Here is a 15239-nt window from a genome sequence, read left to right as displayed (position 1 = left end):
GACGCTGCTTCGGCGTTGCATCACCTGGATGACCGCGGATTCGGGGTCCGCGGCCGCCACGTCGTGCTGCAAGCGAGGGCTAAACTCAAGCGAATCAATCACTTACGGCCCAACGTGGTGCGCGCGAGTATACGAGCCCGAGCGAGCCTGGCCGGGGCCCCGGCGAATGCGGCGGCCGCGAAGTCGGCCACGGTCGCGGCGCCTGTCGGGGTGCAACCTGCGAAGGCGGCGTCGGTGCAGCGGCTCAGCGTCGCGGAGGACGGCGACGGCCAGCGGCTCGACAACTACCTCGCGAAGACGCTCAAGGGCGTGCCGCGCTCGGCGCTGCACCGGATCATCCGCAGCGGCGAGGTGCGCGTGAACCGTGGCCGCGCCGCCGCCGACACGCGGCTCGCGCTTGGCGACGAACTCCGGCTGCCGCCGGTACGCACCGCGGACCGCAGCGACGCGCCGGCCGCGCCGCCGCGGGAGTTTCCGGTCGTCTTCGAGGACGAGCAGCTGCTCGCGATCGACAAGCCGGCCGGCGTCGCGGTCCACGGCGGCAGCGGCGTCGCCTTCGGCGTGATCGAGCAGCTGCGGCGCGCGCGGCCCGACGCCCGCTTCCTGGAGCTGGTGCACCGGCTCGATCGCGAGACCTCGGGGCTGCTGCTGCTTGCGAAGAAGCGCAGCGCGCTGGTCAGGCTGCAGGACCAGTTCCGCGCGCGCGAGACGGGCAAGGTCTACGCCGCCTTGGTCGCCGGCCACTGGCCCGCAAGGCTCAAGGTGATCGACGTGCCGCTGCACAAGTACCTGGATGCGGACGGCGAACGCCGCGTGCGCGTCGCGCACGCCGACGACGGCGGCGGCCAGCGTTCGATCACGCTCGTGAAGGTCGCGCATGCGTATGCCGAACACACGCTGCTCGACGTGACGATCAAGACCGGTCGCACCCACCAGATCCGGGTGCATCTCGCACAGGCCGGCCATCCGATCGTCGGCGACGACAAGTACGGCGACTTCGCCGCGAACCACGCGATCGCCCGTGGCAGCTACCTGCCGGGCTTGCGCTTCGAGCGGATGTTCCTGCATGCGCGCCGGCTCGCGTTCGACCATCCTGCCGACGGGCGGCGCATCGAGCTCGAGGCCGCGCTGCCCGGCGACTGCTCCCGCCTGCTGGCCCACCTCGGCGATCCGTACTGACTGCATGACTCCGACCCGTTCGCGCCGCTACGACCTCATCGTCTTCGACTGGGACGGCACGCTGTTCGACTCGACCGCGTTGATCGTGCGCGCCATCCAGGCCGCCGCCCGCGACCTCGGCACGCCCGTGCCGACCGACGCACAAGCTTCCTGGGTGATCGGCATGGGCCTGCAGGAAGCGCTGCAGCACGCGGTGCCCGAATTCCCGCGCGAGCGCTATGCCGAGCTGGCGCAGCGCTATCGGCACCACTACTTCGCGGCGCAGCACGAGCTGGTGCTGTTCGACGGCACGCTGGCGATGCTGCATGCCTTGAAGGCGCGCCAGCATCTGCTCGCGATCGCCACCGGCAAGTCGCGCCGCGGTCTCGACGAGGCGCTGCACAGCGTCGCGCTGCACGGCCTCTTCGACGCGAGCCGCACCGCCGACGAGACGGCTTCGAAGCCCCATCCGCTGATGCTCCAGGAGCTGATGGCCGAGACCGGCGCCCGCGCCGAACGCACGCTGATGGTCGGCGACACCACCCACGACCTGCAGCTCGCGGCGAACGCCGGCACCGACGCGGTCGCGGTCAGCTTCGGCGCGCACGAGCCGGCCAGCTTCGCGAGCTTCGCGCCGCGCTTCGTCGCACACAGCACGGCCGAGCTGCACGGCTGGCTGCTCGAACACGCCTGAGCCCGATGGGCGAGCCGCAGCCCATCGAGCTCTGCGACGCCGGGGCGCTCCTCGACGGCGGCGACGCGCACGTCTTCGAGCTGCTCGAACGCGGCGAGCCGCAGCGCGCCTTCGTGCTGCGCTTCGCAGGCCGCGTCGTCGGCTACCTGAACCGCTGCGCCCACGTGCCGGCCGAGATGGACTGGCAGCCCGGCCGCTTCCTGGACGCCGAGCGCCGCTTCATCGTCTGCTCGATCCACGGCGCGAGCTACGAGCCGGCCGACGGCCGCTGCGTCGGCGGGCCTTGCGGTCGCGGAAGGCTGACGCCGATCGTGGTCGATGAGCATCACGGCAAGGTGCGTTGGTATCCTTCTCCGGCCCTCCGCCCCTTGCCGTCCGAGCCCGCAGCACCATGAGTTCCTACGACCCCAACGCGCCCCACGAACCCACGCTCGGGCCGCGCGGCAGCACGGCGGCCGCGCCTGCGCCGCTCGCGGCCACTGCGATCGACACCAAGCTGATCGAGCAGTTCGCGCGCAGCTACATGAAGGAGCGCCGCAGCGATCGGCGCTGGCGCATCTTCATCCGGCTGCTGTGGCTGGGCCTGTTCGCGCTGTTCGTCTGGGCGCTGTTCAACGAGCAGCGCAAGGGCGCGGTGCCGACCGGCCCGCACACCGCGCTCGTCGTCGTGCAAGGCGAGATCGCCGGCGAGACGCTCGCCAGCGCCGAGGCCGTCGTCGCCGGGCTGCGCCGCGCCTTCGACGACGCCGGCGCGCAGGCGATCGTGCTGCGCATCAACTCGCCGGGCGGCAGCCCGGTTCAGGCCGGGCTCGTGGTCGACGAGATCAAGCGCCTGAAGACCAAGTCGCCGGACAAGAAGGTCTACGCGGTGTGCGAAGAGCTGTGCGCCTCGGCCGCCTACTACATGGCGGTCGCGGCCGACGAGATCTACGTCGACAAGGCTTCGGTGGTCGGCTCGATCGGCGTGCTGATGGACGGCTTCGGCTTCACCGGCACGATGGACAAGCTCGGCATCGAGAGAAGGCTGGTCACCGCGGGCAGCAACAAGGCGCTGCTCGATCCGTTCTCGCCGCTGTCCGAGGCCGACCGCGCCTACGCGCAGACCCTGCTCGAGCAGATCCACAAGCAGTTCATCGGCGTCGTCAAGGAAGGCCGCGGCGCGCGTCTGAAGGAGACGCCCGACACCTTCTCGGGCCTCTTCTGGAGCGGCGAGTCGGCCGTGCAGCTGGGCCTGGCCGATGCGCTGGGCAGCGTCGACTTCGTCGCGCGCGAGGTGGTCAAGGCCGAGGAGATCATCGATTACTCGGCCACCGAGAACGTCGCCGAGCGGCTGGCCAAGCGCTTCGGCGCGGCGGTGGGCGCAGGCGCCGCGAAGGCGGTGGGCGGCGGCTTCACGATGCGCTGAGCGCGCGCGCCGCAAGGAACAACGCCGCCCGCGGGCGGCGTTGTCACTGGAGGCTGCGCTTGCGGCGTCGATCGGGCGAGCCGGAAGGCACGGCACCCGCTTCGCTCGGTCGTAGCACGCGGCGCGCGTGCCGCTGTGCGACGCCCGGCGCGGTTCAGGCCGCCGGGATGCGCAGCACCTGCCCCGGATAGATCTTGTCCGGGTGGCTCAGCATCGGCTTGTTGGCCTCGAAGATCGCCATGTACTTGTTCGGGCTGCCGTAGAACTCCTTGGAGATCTTCGACAGGTTGTCGCCCTTGACGACGGTGTAGTACTTGGCCTCGGGCTCGGCGGCGACGACGGTCAGCATGTCGTTGACCTGCGCGACGTGCTCGACGTTGCCGCAGCACAGCAGCACCTTCTCCTTGGTCGCCTGGTCGCTCGCCTGGCCGGAGACGGTGACGGTCGCGCTCGCGCCGTCGAAGGCCACCGCGAGGCCTTCGACCTTCAGGCCCTGGCTCTCGATGTAGGTGACGATCGCATCGCCCGCGGCCTTGTTCAGGCGCTCGACGTTCTCGGCGCTCGCCTGCTGGTTCACCGCCTCCTGCGCGGCCTTCGCCTCGCCCTTGCCGAACAGCTTCTCGCCGGCTTCCTTGATGAAACTCATCAGACCCATCGCGTGCTCCTTGTGTTTGACCGAGGTCAGGGCGCCGCCCCGAGCGAGCCGCCACTCTAAGCCGGCGCCATGACCCCTTCGAGCAGCCCGCGTTTCTCGATGAAGCCGACCACCTCGGCGAGTCCCGCACGCGTCTTCAGGTTGGTCATCACATAGGGCCGGCGCACGGCGTCGGGCCGCATGCGGCGCGTGTCGGCCTCCATCACCGCGAGGTCGGCGCCGACATGCGGCGCGAGGTCGGTCTTGTTGATCACGAACAGGTCGCTCTTCGTGATGCCGGGCCCGCCCTTGCGCGGGATCTTCTCGCCGGCGGCGACGTCGATCACGTAGATCGTCAGGTCGGAAAGCTCGGGGCTGAAGGTCGCGGCGAGGTTGTCGCCGCCGGACTCGATGAACACGACGTCGGCCTCGGGAAACTTCGCGAGCATGCGATCGACCGCTTCGAGGTTGATCGACGCATCCTCGCGGATCGCCGTGTGCGGGCAGCCGCCGGTCTCGACACCCATGATCCGCTCGGCCTCCAGCGCGCCGGCCACGGTGAGCAGCCGCTGGTCTTCCTTGGTGTAGATGTCGTTGGTGATCACGACGAGGTCCCAGCGCGCGCGCATCGCCTTGCACAGCATCTCGACCAGCGTCGTCTTGCCCGAGCCCACCGGCCCGCCGACGCCCACGCGCAGCGGGGGCAGCCGCTTGCTCCGGTTCGCGATCGTGTGCAGGCGCGGCGTCGTGGTGTTCATGGCGTGAGGTTCAAGAGCGGAACAGCCGCGAGTACTGCGTCTCGTGGCGCGCACCGAGGATCGCGAGGCCGGGCAGCGAAGCCAGCCGCCCGTCTTCGCCGAGCGAACGCGCCTGCGCGCAGGCGGCGGGCAGCGCGTCGACCAGCGCGGCGAGCACCCGCTGGCCCGCGCCCTGGCCGAGCGGCACCGCGCGCAGCGCGGCCTGCACCATGTTTTCGGCCCAGCCGAAGCCGGCGGCGAGCAGCGCGTCGTCGTCGCTCGCACCGGTCTGCGTCGCGGCCAGCGCAAGCGCGACCGGATGCGTCGGTGCCGGCGGCAGCGCGGCCAGGCGATCGATGCGCAAGACGCCGGCCGCGTCGTTCGCGCGATCGCGCAGCCAGCCGGCGAGCGAGCGGCCCATCTGCTCCGTCTGCAGGCGCTGCTCGGCGGTTTCGCGGGTCGCGAGCACCCAGTCGTTCAGGGCGCGCACGCGCAGCGCATCGTCGTCGCGCCAGGCTGGCAAGGCTTGCGCGAACACCGCCAGCTCGTTGCAGGCGAGGCCGAGTTCGAGCTGATCGACAAGCCACGCGCGCGTGCTCGTCTCGTCGTGCACCCGGCCGGCCTCGACCGCGGCCTCCAGCCCTTCCGAATAGCTGAAGCCGCCGATCGGCAGGGCCGGCGAGGCCAGCCACATCAAGCGCAGGAGGCTCGCGGCCTGCATGTTCCGGCCGATCGCTCAGTGGTCGTGGCCGCAGCCCGGCCCGTGCACGTGCGGCGCGGCCGCCACGGCGATGCCGATCGGCTTGCCGCGGGCGGTCGCGCTCGGCGCGTGCCCGTGCTGGTGCTCGTGGCCGTGGCCGTGATCAAGGGCTCCGTGCCGATGCCCCCCGCCCGCGTACGCGCCCGCCTCGGGCTCGAAGGCCGCATGCGTCTCGGTGACGACGAGGTGCATCGCCCGCAGCATTTCGGCCAGCACGTGGTCGGGCTCGAACTGCAGGCGGTCGGGCCTCAGCTCGAGTGCGACGTGGCGGTTGCCGAGGTGGTATGCGGCGCGCAGCAGGTCGAACGGCGAGCCGTGCTCGACACAGGCCGTGACCGCCATCACCGGCTGCGCCGCGGCGAGCACGCGCCGCAGCGAGCCGTCCTCGGCGACCAGCACGTCGCCGCCGCGCAGCACGGTGCCGCGCGGCAGGAAGATCGCGAGCGCGCGGCCTTCGCTGTCGGTGGCGTCGAGGCGGCTCTTCTGGCGCGCGTCCCAGTCGAGCTCGATGCTCGGGGCGCGCTTGACGAGGGCCGGCGCCAGTCCGGCGGCGCGCGGCAGGATCTTGGTGAGCATCAGCATCGGGCCAGTATGCATGCGGCTCGGCAGCCCGCGGCATGCCGCTTGCCGGTCGGCGGCATGGTGTCGGCCGCGCATCCTGCACGGGGCTCGCGACGCGCGTTGCGCGTCACGGGCATCGTCGTCGGCGTGCTCGTCGTCGCGCTGCTGATCGCGTGGTTCGTGCCCTGGCGGCTGAATTTCGCGCGCGACTGGATCGGCGACAAGGTCCAGGCCGCGACCGGCCGCGAACTCGCGATCGACGGCGACATCTGGTGGCGCTTCGGCTTCCCTGCCCACTTGTCGGTCGATGGCCTGCGCTTCGCGAATCCGGAGTGGGCGAGCCGGCCGACGATGCTTGCGGCCCGGCACGTCGAGGCCGACATCGCGCTGCTGCCGCTGCTGCGCGGCCAGCTGGTCGTGCCGCGCGCGAAGGCGGTCGAGCCCGATCTCTGGCTCGAAGCCGCGCCGGACGGCCGCAAGAACTGGCTGCTCGACCGCAAGCAGAGCGACGACACCGCGTCCAGGAAGCCGGTGATCGGCAACGTCGAGCTCGACCGCGGCGTCGTCGCGTACGCCGAGCCCGCGAAGGACACCGAGGTGCGGGTGGAGCTCGGCACGGTGCAGGTCGACGCGCGCCGGCTCGCGGGCGAGGCGCCGGCTTCGGCGGCGTCCGCGGCGGCGCCGGCGGTACCGGCCGCCGCCGCCGCCTCCCCCACGCCGCAGGGCGGCGCCGGCTCGCGCCTTTCGTTGCAGGCCAGCGGCCGCCTCAACGGCCTGCCATTGAAGGCCACCGCGCACGGCGACGGCGTGCTGCAGCTGCAAGCCGCGCTGACCGAGAAGCGGCCCTACGTCTTCGACCTCGACGCCTCGATCGGCGCGACCCGGCTCACCATGGCCGGCAGCATCGCCGAGCCCGCGCTGCCCGGGCCGGCCGACCTGCGCATCCGCGCGAGCGGCCCCTCGCTCGGCCAGTGGTACCGCATCACCGGCATCGGCATGCCCGATTCCCCGCCCTACCGCACGGAAGGCCGGGTGCGCCACGAAGGCACGCGCTGGAGCTACGAGGACTTCGAAAGCGTCGTCGGCAAGAGCGACCTGCGCGGCGACATCGCGTTCGAGCCCGGCCCGAAGCGTCCGCGCGTGAGCGGCTCGCTGTTCTCGAATTCGCTCGACCTCGCCGACTTCCAGCCCTTGCTCGGCAAGTCCGACAAAGCCATCGCCGCCGCGCAGAAGAAGGACGCGAAAGCCGCGAAGGCCGGCAAGGCCAAGCCGGTGCGCGGCGACGACGGCCAGCCGGTGCCGCGCGTGCTGCCGCAAGCCGGGCTCAGCGCCGACAAGTGGGACACGCTCGATGCCGACCTGCGCTTCTCGGCCAAGCAGGTCAGGAACATCGGCAGCTTCCCGATCGAGTCGGTCTCGTTCCGGCTGCGCATGGACGATCGCCGGCTCGACCTCGAGCCGCTCGCCGTCACGCTCGGCGGCGGCAAGCTTGAAGGCGGCCTGCGACTGGACGGCCGCGCGCAGCCGATGGCCGCGAAGCTTGATCTGCAGGTCCGGCGTCTCGCGCTCGAGAACCTGCTGCCGCAGATCCGCGACAGCCGCGCCGCGCTCGGGCGCATCAACGGGCGCGTCAAGCTCGCGGGCCAGGGCGCTTCGTATGCCGCGATGCTCGGCAGCGCCGACGGCGAGGCGCAGTTCGCGATGGGCCAGGGCCAGCTGAGCAACCTGCTGCTCGAGGTGCTGGACCTCGACGCCTACGAAGCGCTCGGCTTCCTCGTGCGCGGCGACCGCGTCGCGCAGGTGCGTTGCGCGCTGGTCGATGTCGGCTTCCGGAGCGGCGTGATGAACACGCGAACGCTGGTCTTCGACACCAGCGACACCATCATCACCGTCGACGGCAAGGTGAACTTCGCGAACGAACAGCTCGACCTGCGCATCGTGCCGCGCGCGAAGGACTTCAGCCCGCTCGCGCTGCGCGTGCCGATCGACGTGGACGGCGCCTTCGGCGCGCCCGAGGTCTTCCCCGACAAGACCCGGCTCGCGCTGCGCGGCGGGGCCGCGCTGGCGCTGGGGCTGATCAATCCGTTCGCCGCGATCCTTCCGCTGATCGAGACGGGCCCCGGCGAGGACGCCGACTGCGCGGCCCTGACCGCGCTCGCGAGGAAGGAGGGCGTGCCGGTGAAGAGCGGCGCGCCCGAATCCGAGAACAAGAAGTAGCTCAGAACAGGAAGTAGCGCTGCGCCATCGGCAGCACCGAGGCCGGCTCGCAGCCGAGCAGTTCGCCGTCGGCGCGCACCGCGTAGGTCTGCGCGTCGATCTCCATCCGCGGCAGCCAGGCGTTGTGGACCATGTCGGCCTTCGTCACCGCGCGGCAGCGCCGCACCGCGGCGGTGGTCTTCGCGAGCTTCAGCTTCGTAGCCACGCCGGCGTCGAGCGCCGATGCGCTCAGGAAGCTGAGCGAGCCGCGCGCCAGCGCGCCGCCGAAGGCGCCGAACATCGGCCGGTAGTGCACCGGCTGCGGCGTCGGGATGCTGGCGTTCGCGTCGCCCATCAGCGCATGCGCGATGAAGCCGCCCTTGAGCACGAGGCTCGGCTTGACGCCGAAGAAGCCCGGCCGCCACAGCACCAGGTCGGCCCACTTGCCCACCTCGACGCTGCCGACTTCGTGGGCGATGCCGTGGGCGATGGCCGGGTTGATCGTGTACTTCGCGACGTAGCGTTTCGCACGCGTGTTGTCGGCGCGGTCACTGTCGCCGGCGAGGCTGCCGCGCTGGACCTTCATCTTGTGCGCCGTCTGCCAGCAGCGCAGGATCACCTCGCCGACGCGGCCCATCGCCTGCGAGTCGCTGCTGAACATGCTGATCGCGCCGAGGTCGTGCAGCACGTCCTCGGCGGCGATCGTCTCGCGGCGGATGCGGCTTTCGGCAAAGGCGAGGTCCTCGGCGATCGAGGCATCGAGGTGGTGGCAGACCATCAGCATGTCGACGTGCTCGTCGAGCGTGTTGACGGTGTAGGGCATCGTCGGATTCGTGCTGCTCGGCAGGAAGTTCGACTCGCCCACCACGCGCAGGATGTCCGGCGCGTGCCCACCGCCGGCCCCTTCGGTGTGGAAGGCGCAGAGCGTGCGGCCCTTGGTCGCCGCGATCGTGTTCTCGACGAAGCCCGACTCGTTGAGCGTGTCGCTGTGGATCGCGACCTGCACGTCGCAGGCTTCGGCCACGCCGAGGCAGCAGTCGATCGCCGCGGGCGTCGTGCCCCAGTCCTCGTGCAGCTTCAGGCCGATCACGCCGGCGTCGACCTGCTGGCGCAGCGCCTCGGGCCGGCTCGCGTTGCCCTTGCCGAAGAAGCCGAGGTTCACCGGGAAGGCGTCCGCCGCCATCAGCATGCGCGCGATGTTCTCGGGGCCCGGCGTGCAGGTCGTCGCGAAGGTGCCGGTCGCGGGGCCGGTGCCGCCGCCGAGCATGGTGGTGATGCCGCTGGACAGCGCCTCCTCGATCTGCTGCGGGCAAATGAAGTGGATGTGGCAATCGATGCCGCCGGCCGTGACGATCATCCCTTCGGCCGCAAGCACCTCGGTGCCGGGCCCGATGACGATGTCCACGCCCGGCTGCACGTCGGGGTTGCCGGCCTTGCCGATCGCGACGATGCGCTGCGCGCGGACGCCGATGTCGGCCTTGACGATGCCCCAGTGGTCGAGGATCAGCGCGTTCGTGATCACGAGATCGACCGCGTCGCCGGGCCCGATGCCGTTGATGCGCTGGCCTTGCCCCATGCCGTCGCGGATCACCTTGCCGCCGCCGAACTTCACCTCTTCGCCGTAGCCGCCGGCCAGCAGCGTGTAGTCGCGCTCGACCTCGATGACGAGCTCGGTGTCGGCGAGCCGCACGCGGTCGCCGGTGGTGGGGCCGAACATCTCGGCGTAGGCGCGGCGCGGCAGGGTCGCCATCAGAGCGCTCCCTGCACGAGGCCGCGAAAACCCCAGGCCTGGCGCGCGCCCGCGTAGTCGATCAGCTCGACGGTGCGCTGCTGCCCCGGCTCGAAGCGCACCGCGGTGCCGCTCGCGATGTTCAGGCGCATGCCGTGCGCGGCCGTGCGGTCGAAGCGCAGCGCGGCGTTGGTCTCGGCGAAGTGGTAGTGCGAGCCGACCTGGATCGGCCGGTCGCCGATGTTCTCGACGACCACCGTCACCGCACGCCGGCCGGGGTTCAGCACGTGGTCCGGGCCCTCGACCAGCAGCTCGCCCGGGATCATTTGCGCCGCCCCCAGGCGAGCGCAGCCGCGGCGATCACCGCGAGCGCGATCCAGCCCCAGCTGTCGCTCGCGTGCCAGTGCGCCGCGCCGGGCAGGCCGTGGCCTTCGTGCGCGCGTGCCGTGAAGGCGAGGGCCGCCGACGCTGCGGCAAGGAGTCGGTGCTTGTTCATCGAGGTTCTCCGCTTGCGGACCGGCCGATCGGGATACGCACCTCCGTTCATCCGGCGGCTTCGGGGTGCGCGAGACCGCGACGGGGTGGTCGTCAACATATCGGCTGGTGCACGGTGACGAGCTTGGTGCCGTCCGGAAAGGTCGCCTCGACCTGGATGTCCGGGATCAGCTCGGCGACGCCGTCCATCACGTCGGCGCGGCCCAGCACCTGCTGCCCGTCGGCCATCAGCTCGGCGACGCTCTTGCCGTCGCGTGCGCCTTCGAGGATCGCCGCGCTGATCAGCGCGATGGCCTCGGGCACGTTGAGCTTCAGCCCGCGCGCGCGGCGCCGCTCGGCGACCAGCGCGGCAGTGAAGATCAGCAGCTTGTCTTTCTCGCGCGGGCTCAGGTCCATGTCGGGGCTGTCGGGGTCGGTCGCGTTCCGGTGCGGAAGGGGCCGCCTTAGGATGCCAGCGGCCCGGCGCGATTCTTGTACGCACTTGTGCGTAGTGCACCCCGCGCTGCCCCGCCCCGCCGCCGATGAGCTCGTTCCCCCTGCCAGCGAACCCCGCCGATGCCGCCGCGTCGGCGCAGCCGTCGCCGGCAGGGTCGCCCGCCGCCGAGCCCGTGCAGCGCGTGATCAAGCTGCGCCGCGACTACAACAGCTGGGTCGCGCGCGAGACGATGGAGGACTACGCGCTGCGCTTCACGCCGCGGGCGTTCCGCAGGTGGTCGCTCGGCCGCGTCGCGAACACCGCGCTCGGCGGCGCGGCCTCGTTCCTGGTGCTCGAGGCGGTCGGCGCGACGCTGCTGGTGCAGCACGGCTTCGTCAATGCGGCGCTCGCCATCCTCGCGACCGGCCTCGTGATCCTGCTGGCCGGCTGGCCGGTGAGCGTGTATGCGGCACGGCATGGCGTCGACATGGACCTGCTCACCCGCGGCGCCGGCTTCGGCTACATCGGCTCGACGCTGACCTCGCTGATCTACGCGAGCTTCACCTTCATCTTCTTCGCGCTCGAGGCCGCGGTGATGGCCTATGCGCTGGAGCTGGCCTTCGGGCTGCCGCCGGCCTGGGGCTACCTGGTGTGCGCGCTCGCGGTCATCCCGCTGGTGACGCACGGCATCACCGCGATCAGCCGGCTGCAGGCCTGGACCCAGCCGCTGTGGCTCGCGATGCTCGTCGCGCCCTATGTCGTGGTGTTCGCCCACCACCCCGAGGTGCTGAACGAGCTGGTCGGCTACGGCGGCGAGGCGAAGCTCACCGGCTTCTCGTGGCTGCACTTCGGCGCCGCGACGACGGTCGGCATCGCGCTGATCACGCAGATGGGCGAGCAGGCCGACTACCTCCGCTTCATGCCGGAGGCGCGCGCGAAGCCGGGCGGCGGCGCTGGCGTCTCGCCGTGGCAATGGTGGCTCGCGGTGCTCGTCGGCGGCCCCGGCTGGGTGCTGCCCGGCGTGCTGAAGATGCTCGGCGGCTGCCTGCTCGCCTTCCTCGCGATCGGCCAGATGGTGCCGCTGGAGCGCGCGCTCGATCCGAACCAGATGTACCTCGCGGCCTACGAGCTGCTGTTCTCGAACGCCGCGCTGGCGGTCGCCGCCACCGCGCTGTTCGTCGTCGTCTCGCAGCTGAAGATCAACGTCACCAACGCCTACGCCGGCTCGCTCGCGTGGAGCAACTTCTTCGCGCGGCTGACGCACAGCCACCCGGGCCGCGTGGTGTGGGTGCTGTTCAACACCGCGATCGCGCTGCTGCTGATGGAGCTCGACGTGTTCCAGGCGATCGGCGCGGTGCTCGGCCTGTACAGCAACGTCGCGATCGCCTGGATGATGGCGGTGGTCGCGGATCTCGTGATCAACAAGCCGATGGGCTGGAGCCCGCCGGGCATCGAGTTCCGCCGCGCGCACCTGTACGACGTCAACCCGGTCGGCGTCGGCGCGATGCTGATCGCCACCGTGCTCGGCGTCGCGGCGCACCTGGGCCTGTTCGGGCCGATGGCGCAGGCCTGGTCGGCGGCGATCGCGATGGTGACGGCCTTCGTCGTCTCGCCCTTGATCGCCTGGGGCACGCGGGGCCGTTACTACCTCGCGCGTCAGCCGGCGCCCGCGGCGGGCGACGGCGGCTATGCGCGCCTCACCGCCTGCTGCATCTGCGAGCGCGACTACGAGCCCGACGACATCGCCGCCTGCCCGGCCTACGGCGGGCCGATCTGCTCGCTGTGCTGCACGCTGGACGCGCGCTGCAACGACCTCTGCAAGCCGGCCGAGGCCAAGCTCGCGGTCCAGTGGTCGAAGCTGCTGCGCCGGCTGCTGCCGCGCGCCGTCTGGCCCTACCTCGACACCGGCCTGGGCCACTACCTGCTGCTGATGCTGGCGCTGGTGCCGCTGCTCGCCGGCGTGTTCGCGCTGCTGTACCAGCAGGAGTTGCGCGCGCTCGCGGCCACGCCGCCGACGCTGCTCGCCGCCGAAGGCGCATCGACCTCCCCCGCGCTGACGCGCCTGCTCGCCGACGCGCTCGCGACCGGCTTCGTCAAGGCCTTCGCCGCGCTGCTGCTGCTGGCCGGCACTGTGGCGTGGTGGCTGGTGCTCGCGCACCGCAGCCGCCAGGTGGCGCAGGAGGAGTCGAACCGCCAGACCGAGGCGCTGCAGGCGCAGACGGTCGCGCTGCAACGCGAGATCGCCTCGCACCGCCGCACCGATGCGCAACTGCAGCTTGCCAAGCAGCAGGCCGAATCGGCGCGCGACGAGGCCGACCGCGCGCGCGGCGAAGCGGAGCGTGCCCGCAGCGAGGCCGAACGTGCCCGCAGCGAAGCGGAGCGCGCTCAAAGGCTCGCCGACCGCGCCAACGCCGCCAAGAGCCGCTACATCACCGCGATCAGCCACGAGCTGCGCACGCCGCTCAACAGCATCCTCGGCTACGCGCAACTGCTCGAGGAGGACGCCTCGATGCCGCCGGCGCGCGCCCGCGCGGTGCGCACCATCCGCCGCGGCGGCGACCACCTTGCGAGCCTGATCGAGGACAGCCTCGACCTCGCGCGCATCGAAAGCGGCAAGCTCAAGCTCGAACCGCGCGCGCTGCCGCTGGCCGAGGCGGTGCGCGAGATCGCGCGGCTGTTCGAGCTGCAGGCGCAGGCCAAGGGGCTGGTGTTCCGCGCGGACATCGAGGGCCCCGCGCTGCGCGCGGGCGCAGGGCAGCCGCTCGTGCGCGCCGACGAGCGCCGGCTGCGCCAGATCCTCATCAACCTGCTCGGCAACGCGGTGAAGTTCACCGAGCGCGGCCAGGTCGTGTTCCGCATGCGCTATGCGCGCGAGATCGCGCGCTTCGAGATCGAGGACACGGGGCCCGGCATGAGCGAGGAGGAGCTGGCGCGCGTCTTCGAGCCTTTCGAGCGCGGCAGCGCGGCGCCGGAAGCGGCGGGCTCCGGCACCGGACTCGGCCTGACCATCGCGAAGATGCTCACCGAGCTGATGGGCGGCGAGATGACGCTCAGCAGCGTGCCGGGGCAGGGCACCGCGTTCGCGATCCGGCTGTTCCTGCCGGAGATCAGCGCGCCCTCGGCGAGCGCGGCCGCGTCGCGGCCGCCCGTCGCGGCTTCGGCGTCGCGCCGCGGCTACCGCGGCGCGCGCCGCAGCGTGCTGGTGGTCGACAACGAGGAGGCCGACCGCGGCCTGGTCGCCAGCGTGCTGGAGCCGCGCGGCTTCGTCGTGCGCCAGGCCGCGTCGGGCGAGGCGGCGCTGGCGCTGCTGCGTGCGGGCGCGCCCGCCGACGCGATCCTGATGGACCTCGCGATGCCGGGCCTCGACGGCTGGGCGACGCTGCGCGCGCTGCGCGCCGAAGGCCTGGGCAACGCACCGGTCGCGATCGTCTCCGCGAACGCCTTCGACCGCGGGCTTGACAACGATGCCGGCATCGCCGCGGCGGACTTCTTCGTCAAGCCGGTGCGCGTCGCCGAGCTGCTCGACTGGCTGGGCCGCGTGCTCGCGATCGAGTGGGAGGCCGAGGCCGCGCCGCCGCCCGACGCCGCGCTCGAACGCCAGGATGCGCCGGCGGCGGCACTGCCGGCCGGGCCGGCGCCGGCGGCACTGCAGGCGCGGCTGCCGGCGATCGACGAGGCCGCGCGCCGCGGCTGGCCGCGCGGCGTGCTCGACGCGCTGGCCGCGGCCGACGCCGACGACCCGCGCGCGCGGCCCTGGACCGAGCCGCTGCGGCAGCTCACGCAGCGCTTCGCCTTCGATGCCTTGCGCGAGCGGCTCGCGGCGATCGAGCCGGGCGAGCGCCGCGCGCACGCGCCCGGCGCCGCGCCCGATGCACCGACGCCGACGCCGACGCCGACGCCGACGCCGACGCTGACGCTGACGCCCGCTCGCGAGCCCGGCGATGGCTGAGCCGCCCGAGGCGACGCAGGGCCGGCCGCACGGCGACGTCGTGCTGATCGTCGACGACCTGCCGGACAACCTCGCGCTGCTGCACGACGCGCTCGACGAGTCCGGCTACACGGTGCTGGTGGCGACCAGCGGCGCGGCGGCGCTCGAACGCGCGGCGCTGTCGCTGCCCGACGTGGTGCTGCTCGATGCGCTGATGCCGGGCATGGACGGCTTCGAGGTCGCGCGCCGCCTCAAGCGCGACGAGCGCACCGCGCACGTGCCGATCGTCTTCATGACCGGCCTGGCCGAGACGGAGCATGTCGAGGCCGCCTTCGCGGCCGGCGGGGTCGACTACGTCACCAAGCCGATCCGCCCGCGCGAAGTGCTCGCGCGCATCGCCGCGCACCTGAAGGGCGCGCGCCAGGCCAGACAGGCGCGCAACGCGCTCGACGCCTTCGGCCACGCCGCGCTGACGGTGCGCGCCGCCGATGGCCGCGTGCTGTGGAGCACGCCGCTCGCGCGCGAGC

At 72.1% G+C, this 15239-nt stretch carries 15 protein-coding genes; 7 read left to right on the top strand and 8 right to left on the bottom strand.

Features of this window, described 5'->3' with window-relative positions:
• Positions 1–234 precede the first annotated feature (234 nt).
• Genes VFR90_RS05955 through VFR90_RS05940 form a run of 4 tightly spaced genes read left to right on the top strand, consistent with a single transcriptional unit; the run spans position 235 to position 3257 of the window.
• On the top strand, positions 235–1179 hold the full coding sequence (locus VFR90_RS05955; protein ID WP_326405184.1) for an RluA family pseudouridine synthase: 945 nt from the start codon (positions 235–237) through the stop codon (positions 1177–1179).
• A gap of 4 nt (positions 1180–1183) precedes the next feature.
• Positions 1184–1852 carry an HAD family hydrolase gene (locus VFR90_RS05950; protein ID WP_326405183.1) on the top strand — a complete coding sequence of 223 codons (669 nt, stop codon included), beginning with the start codon at positions 1184–1186 and terminating at the stop codon, positions 1850–1852.
• A 5-nt stretch (positions 1853–1857) separates the two neighbouring features.
• The gene (locus VFR90_RS05945) at positions 1858–2247 is read left to right on the top strand and encodes a Rieske (2Fe-2S) protein (protein WP_326405182.1); all 390 of its coding nucleotides are present in this window, start codon (positions 1858–1860) and stop codon (positions 2245–2247) included.
• Positions 2244–3257: a S49 family peptidase gene (locus VFR90_RS05940; protein WP_326405181.1), complete on the top strand. Its 1014-nt coding sequence runs from the start codon at positions 2244–2246 to the stop codon at positions 3255–3257. The genes VFR90_RS05945 and VFR90_RS05940 overlap by 4 nt, the downstream gene beginning before the upstream one ends.
• A gap of 154 nt (positions 3258–3411) precedes the next feature.
• Here VFR90_RS05940 and lysM read toward each other — a convergent pair whose 3' ends face one another.
• From lysM to ureE, 4 genes are read right to left on the bottom strand one after another with little or no spacing between them, the layout of a single operon-like run.
• Positions 3412–3912 carry a peptidoglycan-binding protein LysM gene (gene lysM / locus VFR90_RS05935; RefSeq protein ID WP_326405180.1) on the bottom strand — a complete coding sequence of 167 codons (501 nt, stop codon included), beginning with the start codon at positions 3910–3912 and terminating at the stop codon, positions 3412–3414.
• A 56-nt stretch (positions 3913–3968) separates the two neighbouring features.
• Positions 3969–4649, bottom strand: coding sequence for an urease accessory protein UreG (ureG, locus tag VFR90_RS05930; RefSeq protein WP_326405179.1), 681 nt, complete (start codon positions 4647–4649; stop codon positions 3969–3971).
• A 10-nt stretch (positions 4650–4659) separates the two neighbouring features.
• A complete protein-coding gene (locus VFR90_RS05925) occupies positions 4660–5349 on the bottom strand; it encodes an urease accessory protein UreF (protein ID WP_326405178.1) in 690 nt (229 codons plus the stop codon).
• A gap of 15 nt (positions 5350–5364) precedes the next feature.
• Positions 5365–5970, bottom strand: coding sequence for an urease accessory protein UreE (gene ureE, locus VFR90_RS05920; protein WP_326405177.1), 606 nt, complete (start codon positions 5968–5970; stop codon positions 5365–5367).
• A gap of 99 nt (positions 5971–6069) precedes the next feature.
• Between ureE and VFR90_RS05915 the strand changes: the two genes are divergently transcribed.
• On the top strand, positions 6070–8166 hold the full coding sequence (locus VFR90_RS05915) for an AsmA family protein (protein WP_326405176.1): 2097 nt from the start codon (positions 6070–6072) through the stop codon (positions 8164–8166).
• Between the two features lies 1 nt (position 8167).
• Here the strand turns inward: VFR90_RS05915 and ureC are convergent, their stop codons facing one another.
• The 4 genes from ureC to VFR90_RS05895 all read right to left on the bottom strand — a co-directional run bounded on the left by ureC (position 8168) and on the right by VFR90_RS05895 (position 10765).
• On the bottom strand, positions 8168–9895 hold the full coding sequence (gene ureC, locus VFR90_RS05910) for an urease subunit alpha (RefSeq protein WP_326405175.1): 1728 nt from the start codon (positions 9893–9895) through the stop codon (positions 8168–8170).
• A complete protein-coding gene (locus VFR90_RS05905; RefSeq protein ID WP_326405174.1) occupies positions 9895–10200 on the bottom strand; it encodes an urease subunit beta in 306 nt (101 codons plus the stop codon). The genes ureC and VFR90_RS05905 overlap by 1 nt, the downstream gene beginning before the upstream one ends.
• Entirely contained in the window at positions 10197–10370 is a 174-nt protein-coding gene (locus tag VFR90_RS05900) for a hypothetical protein (RefSeq protein ID WP_326405173.1), read from the bottom strand. Before VFR90_RS05900 ends, VFR90_RS05905 begins: the two co-directional genes overlap by 4 nt.
• Before the next feature lie 92 nt (positions 10371–10462).
• Positions 10463–10765 (bottom strand): urease subunit gamma, encoded by a 303-nt coding sequence (locus VFR90_RS05895; protein ID WP_326405172.1) that lies wholly within the window; start codon positions 10763–10765, stop codon positions 10463–10465.
• A 125-nt stretch (positions 10766–10890) separates the two neighbouring features.
• Between VFR90_RS05895 and VFR90_RS05890 the strand changes: the two genes are divergently transcribed.
• Together VFR90_RS05890 and VFR90_RS05885 are read left to right on the top strand one after the other, a co-directional pair.
• The gene (locus VFR90_RS05890) at positions 10891–14733 is read left to right on the top strand and encodes a hybrid sensor histidine kinase/response regulator (protein ID WP_326405171.1); all 3843 of its coding nucleotides are present in this window, start codon (positions 10891–10893) and stop codon (positions 14731–14733) included.
• Positions 14726–15239 (top strand): response regulator (locus VFR90_RS05885; protein ID WP_326405170.1); only part of this gene is annotated, 514 nt, incomplete at its 3' end. The genes VFR90_RS05890 and VFR90_RS05885, both read left to right, overlap by 8 nt.

Source organism: Methylibium sp. (assembly GCF_035762065.1).
Lineage (GTDB): Bacteria > Pseudomonadota > Gammaproteobacteria > Burkholderiales > Burkholderiaceae_C > Methylibium.
This window is presented reverse-complemented; position numbering and strand designations above follow the sequence as displayed.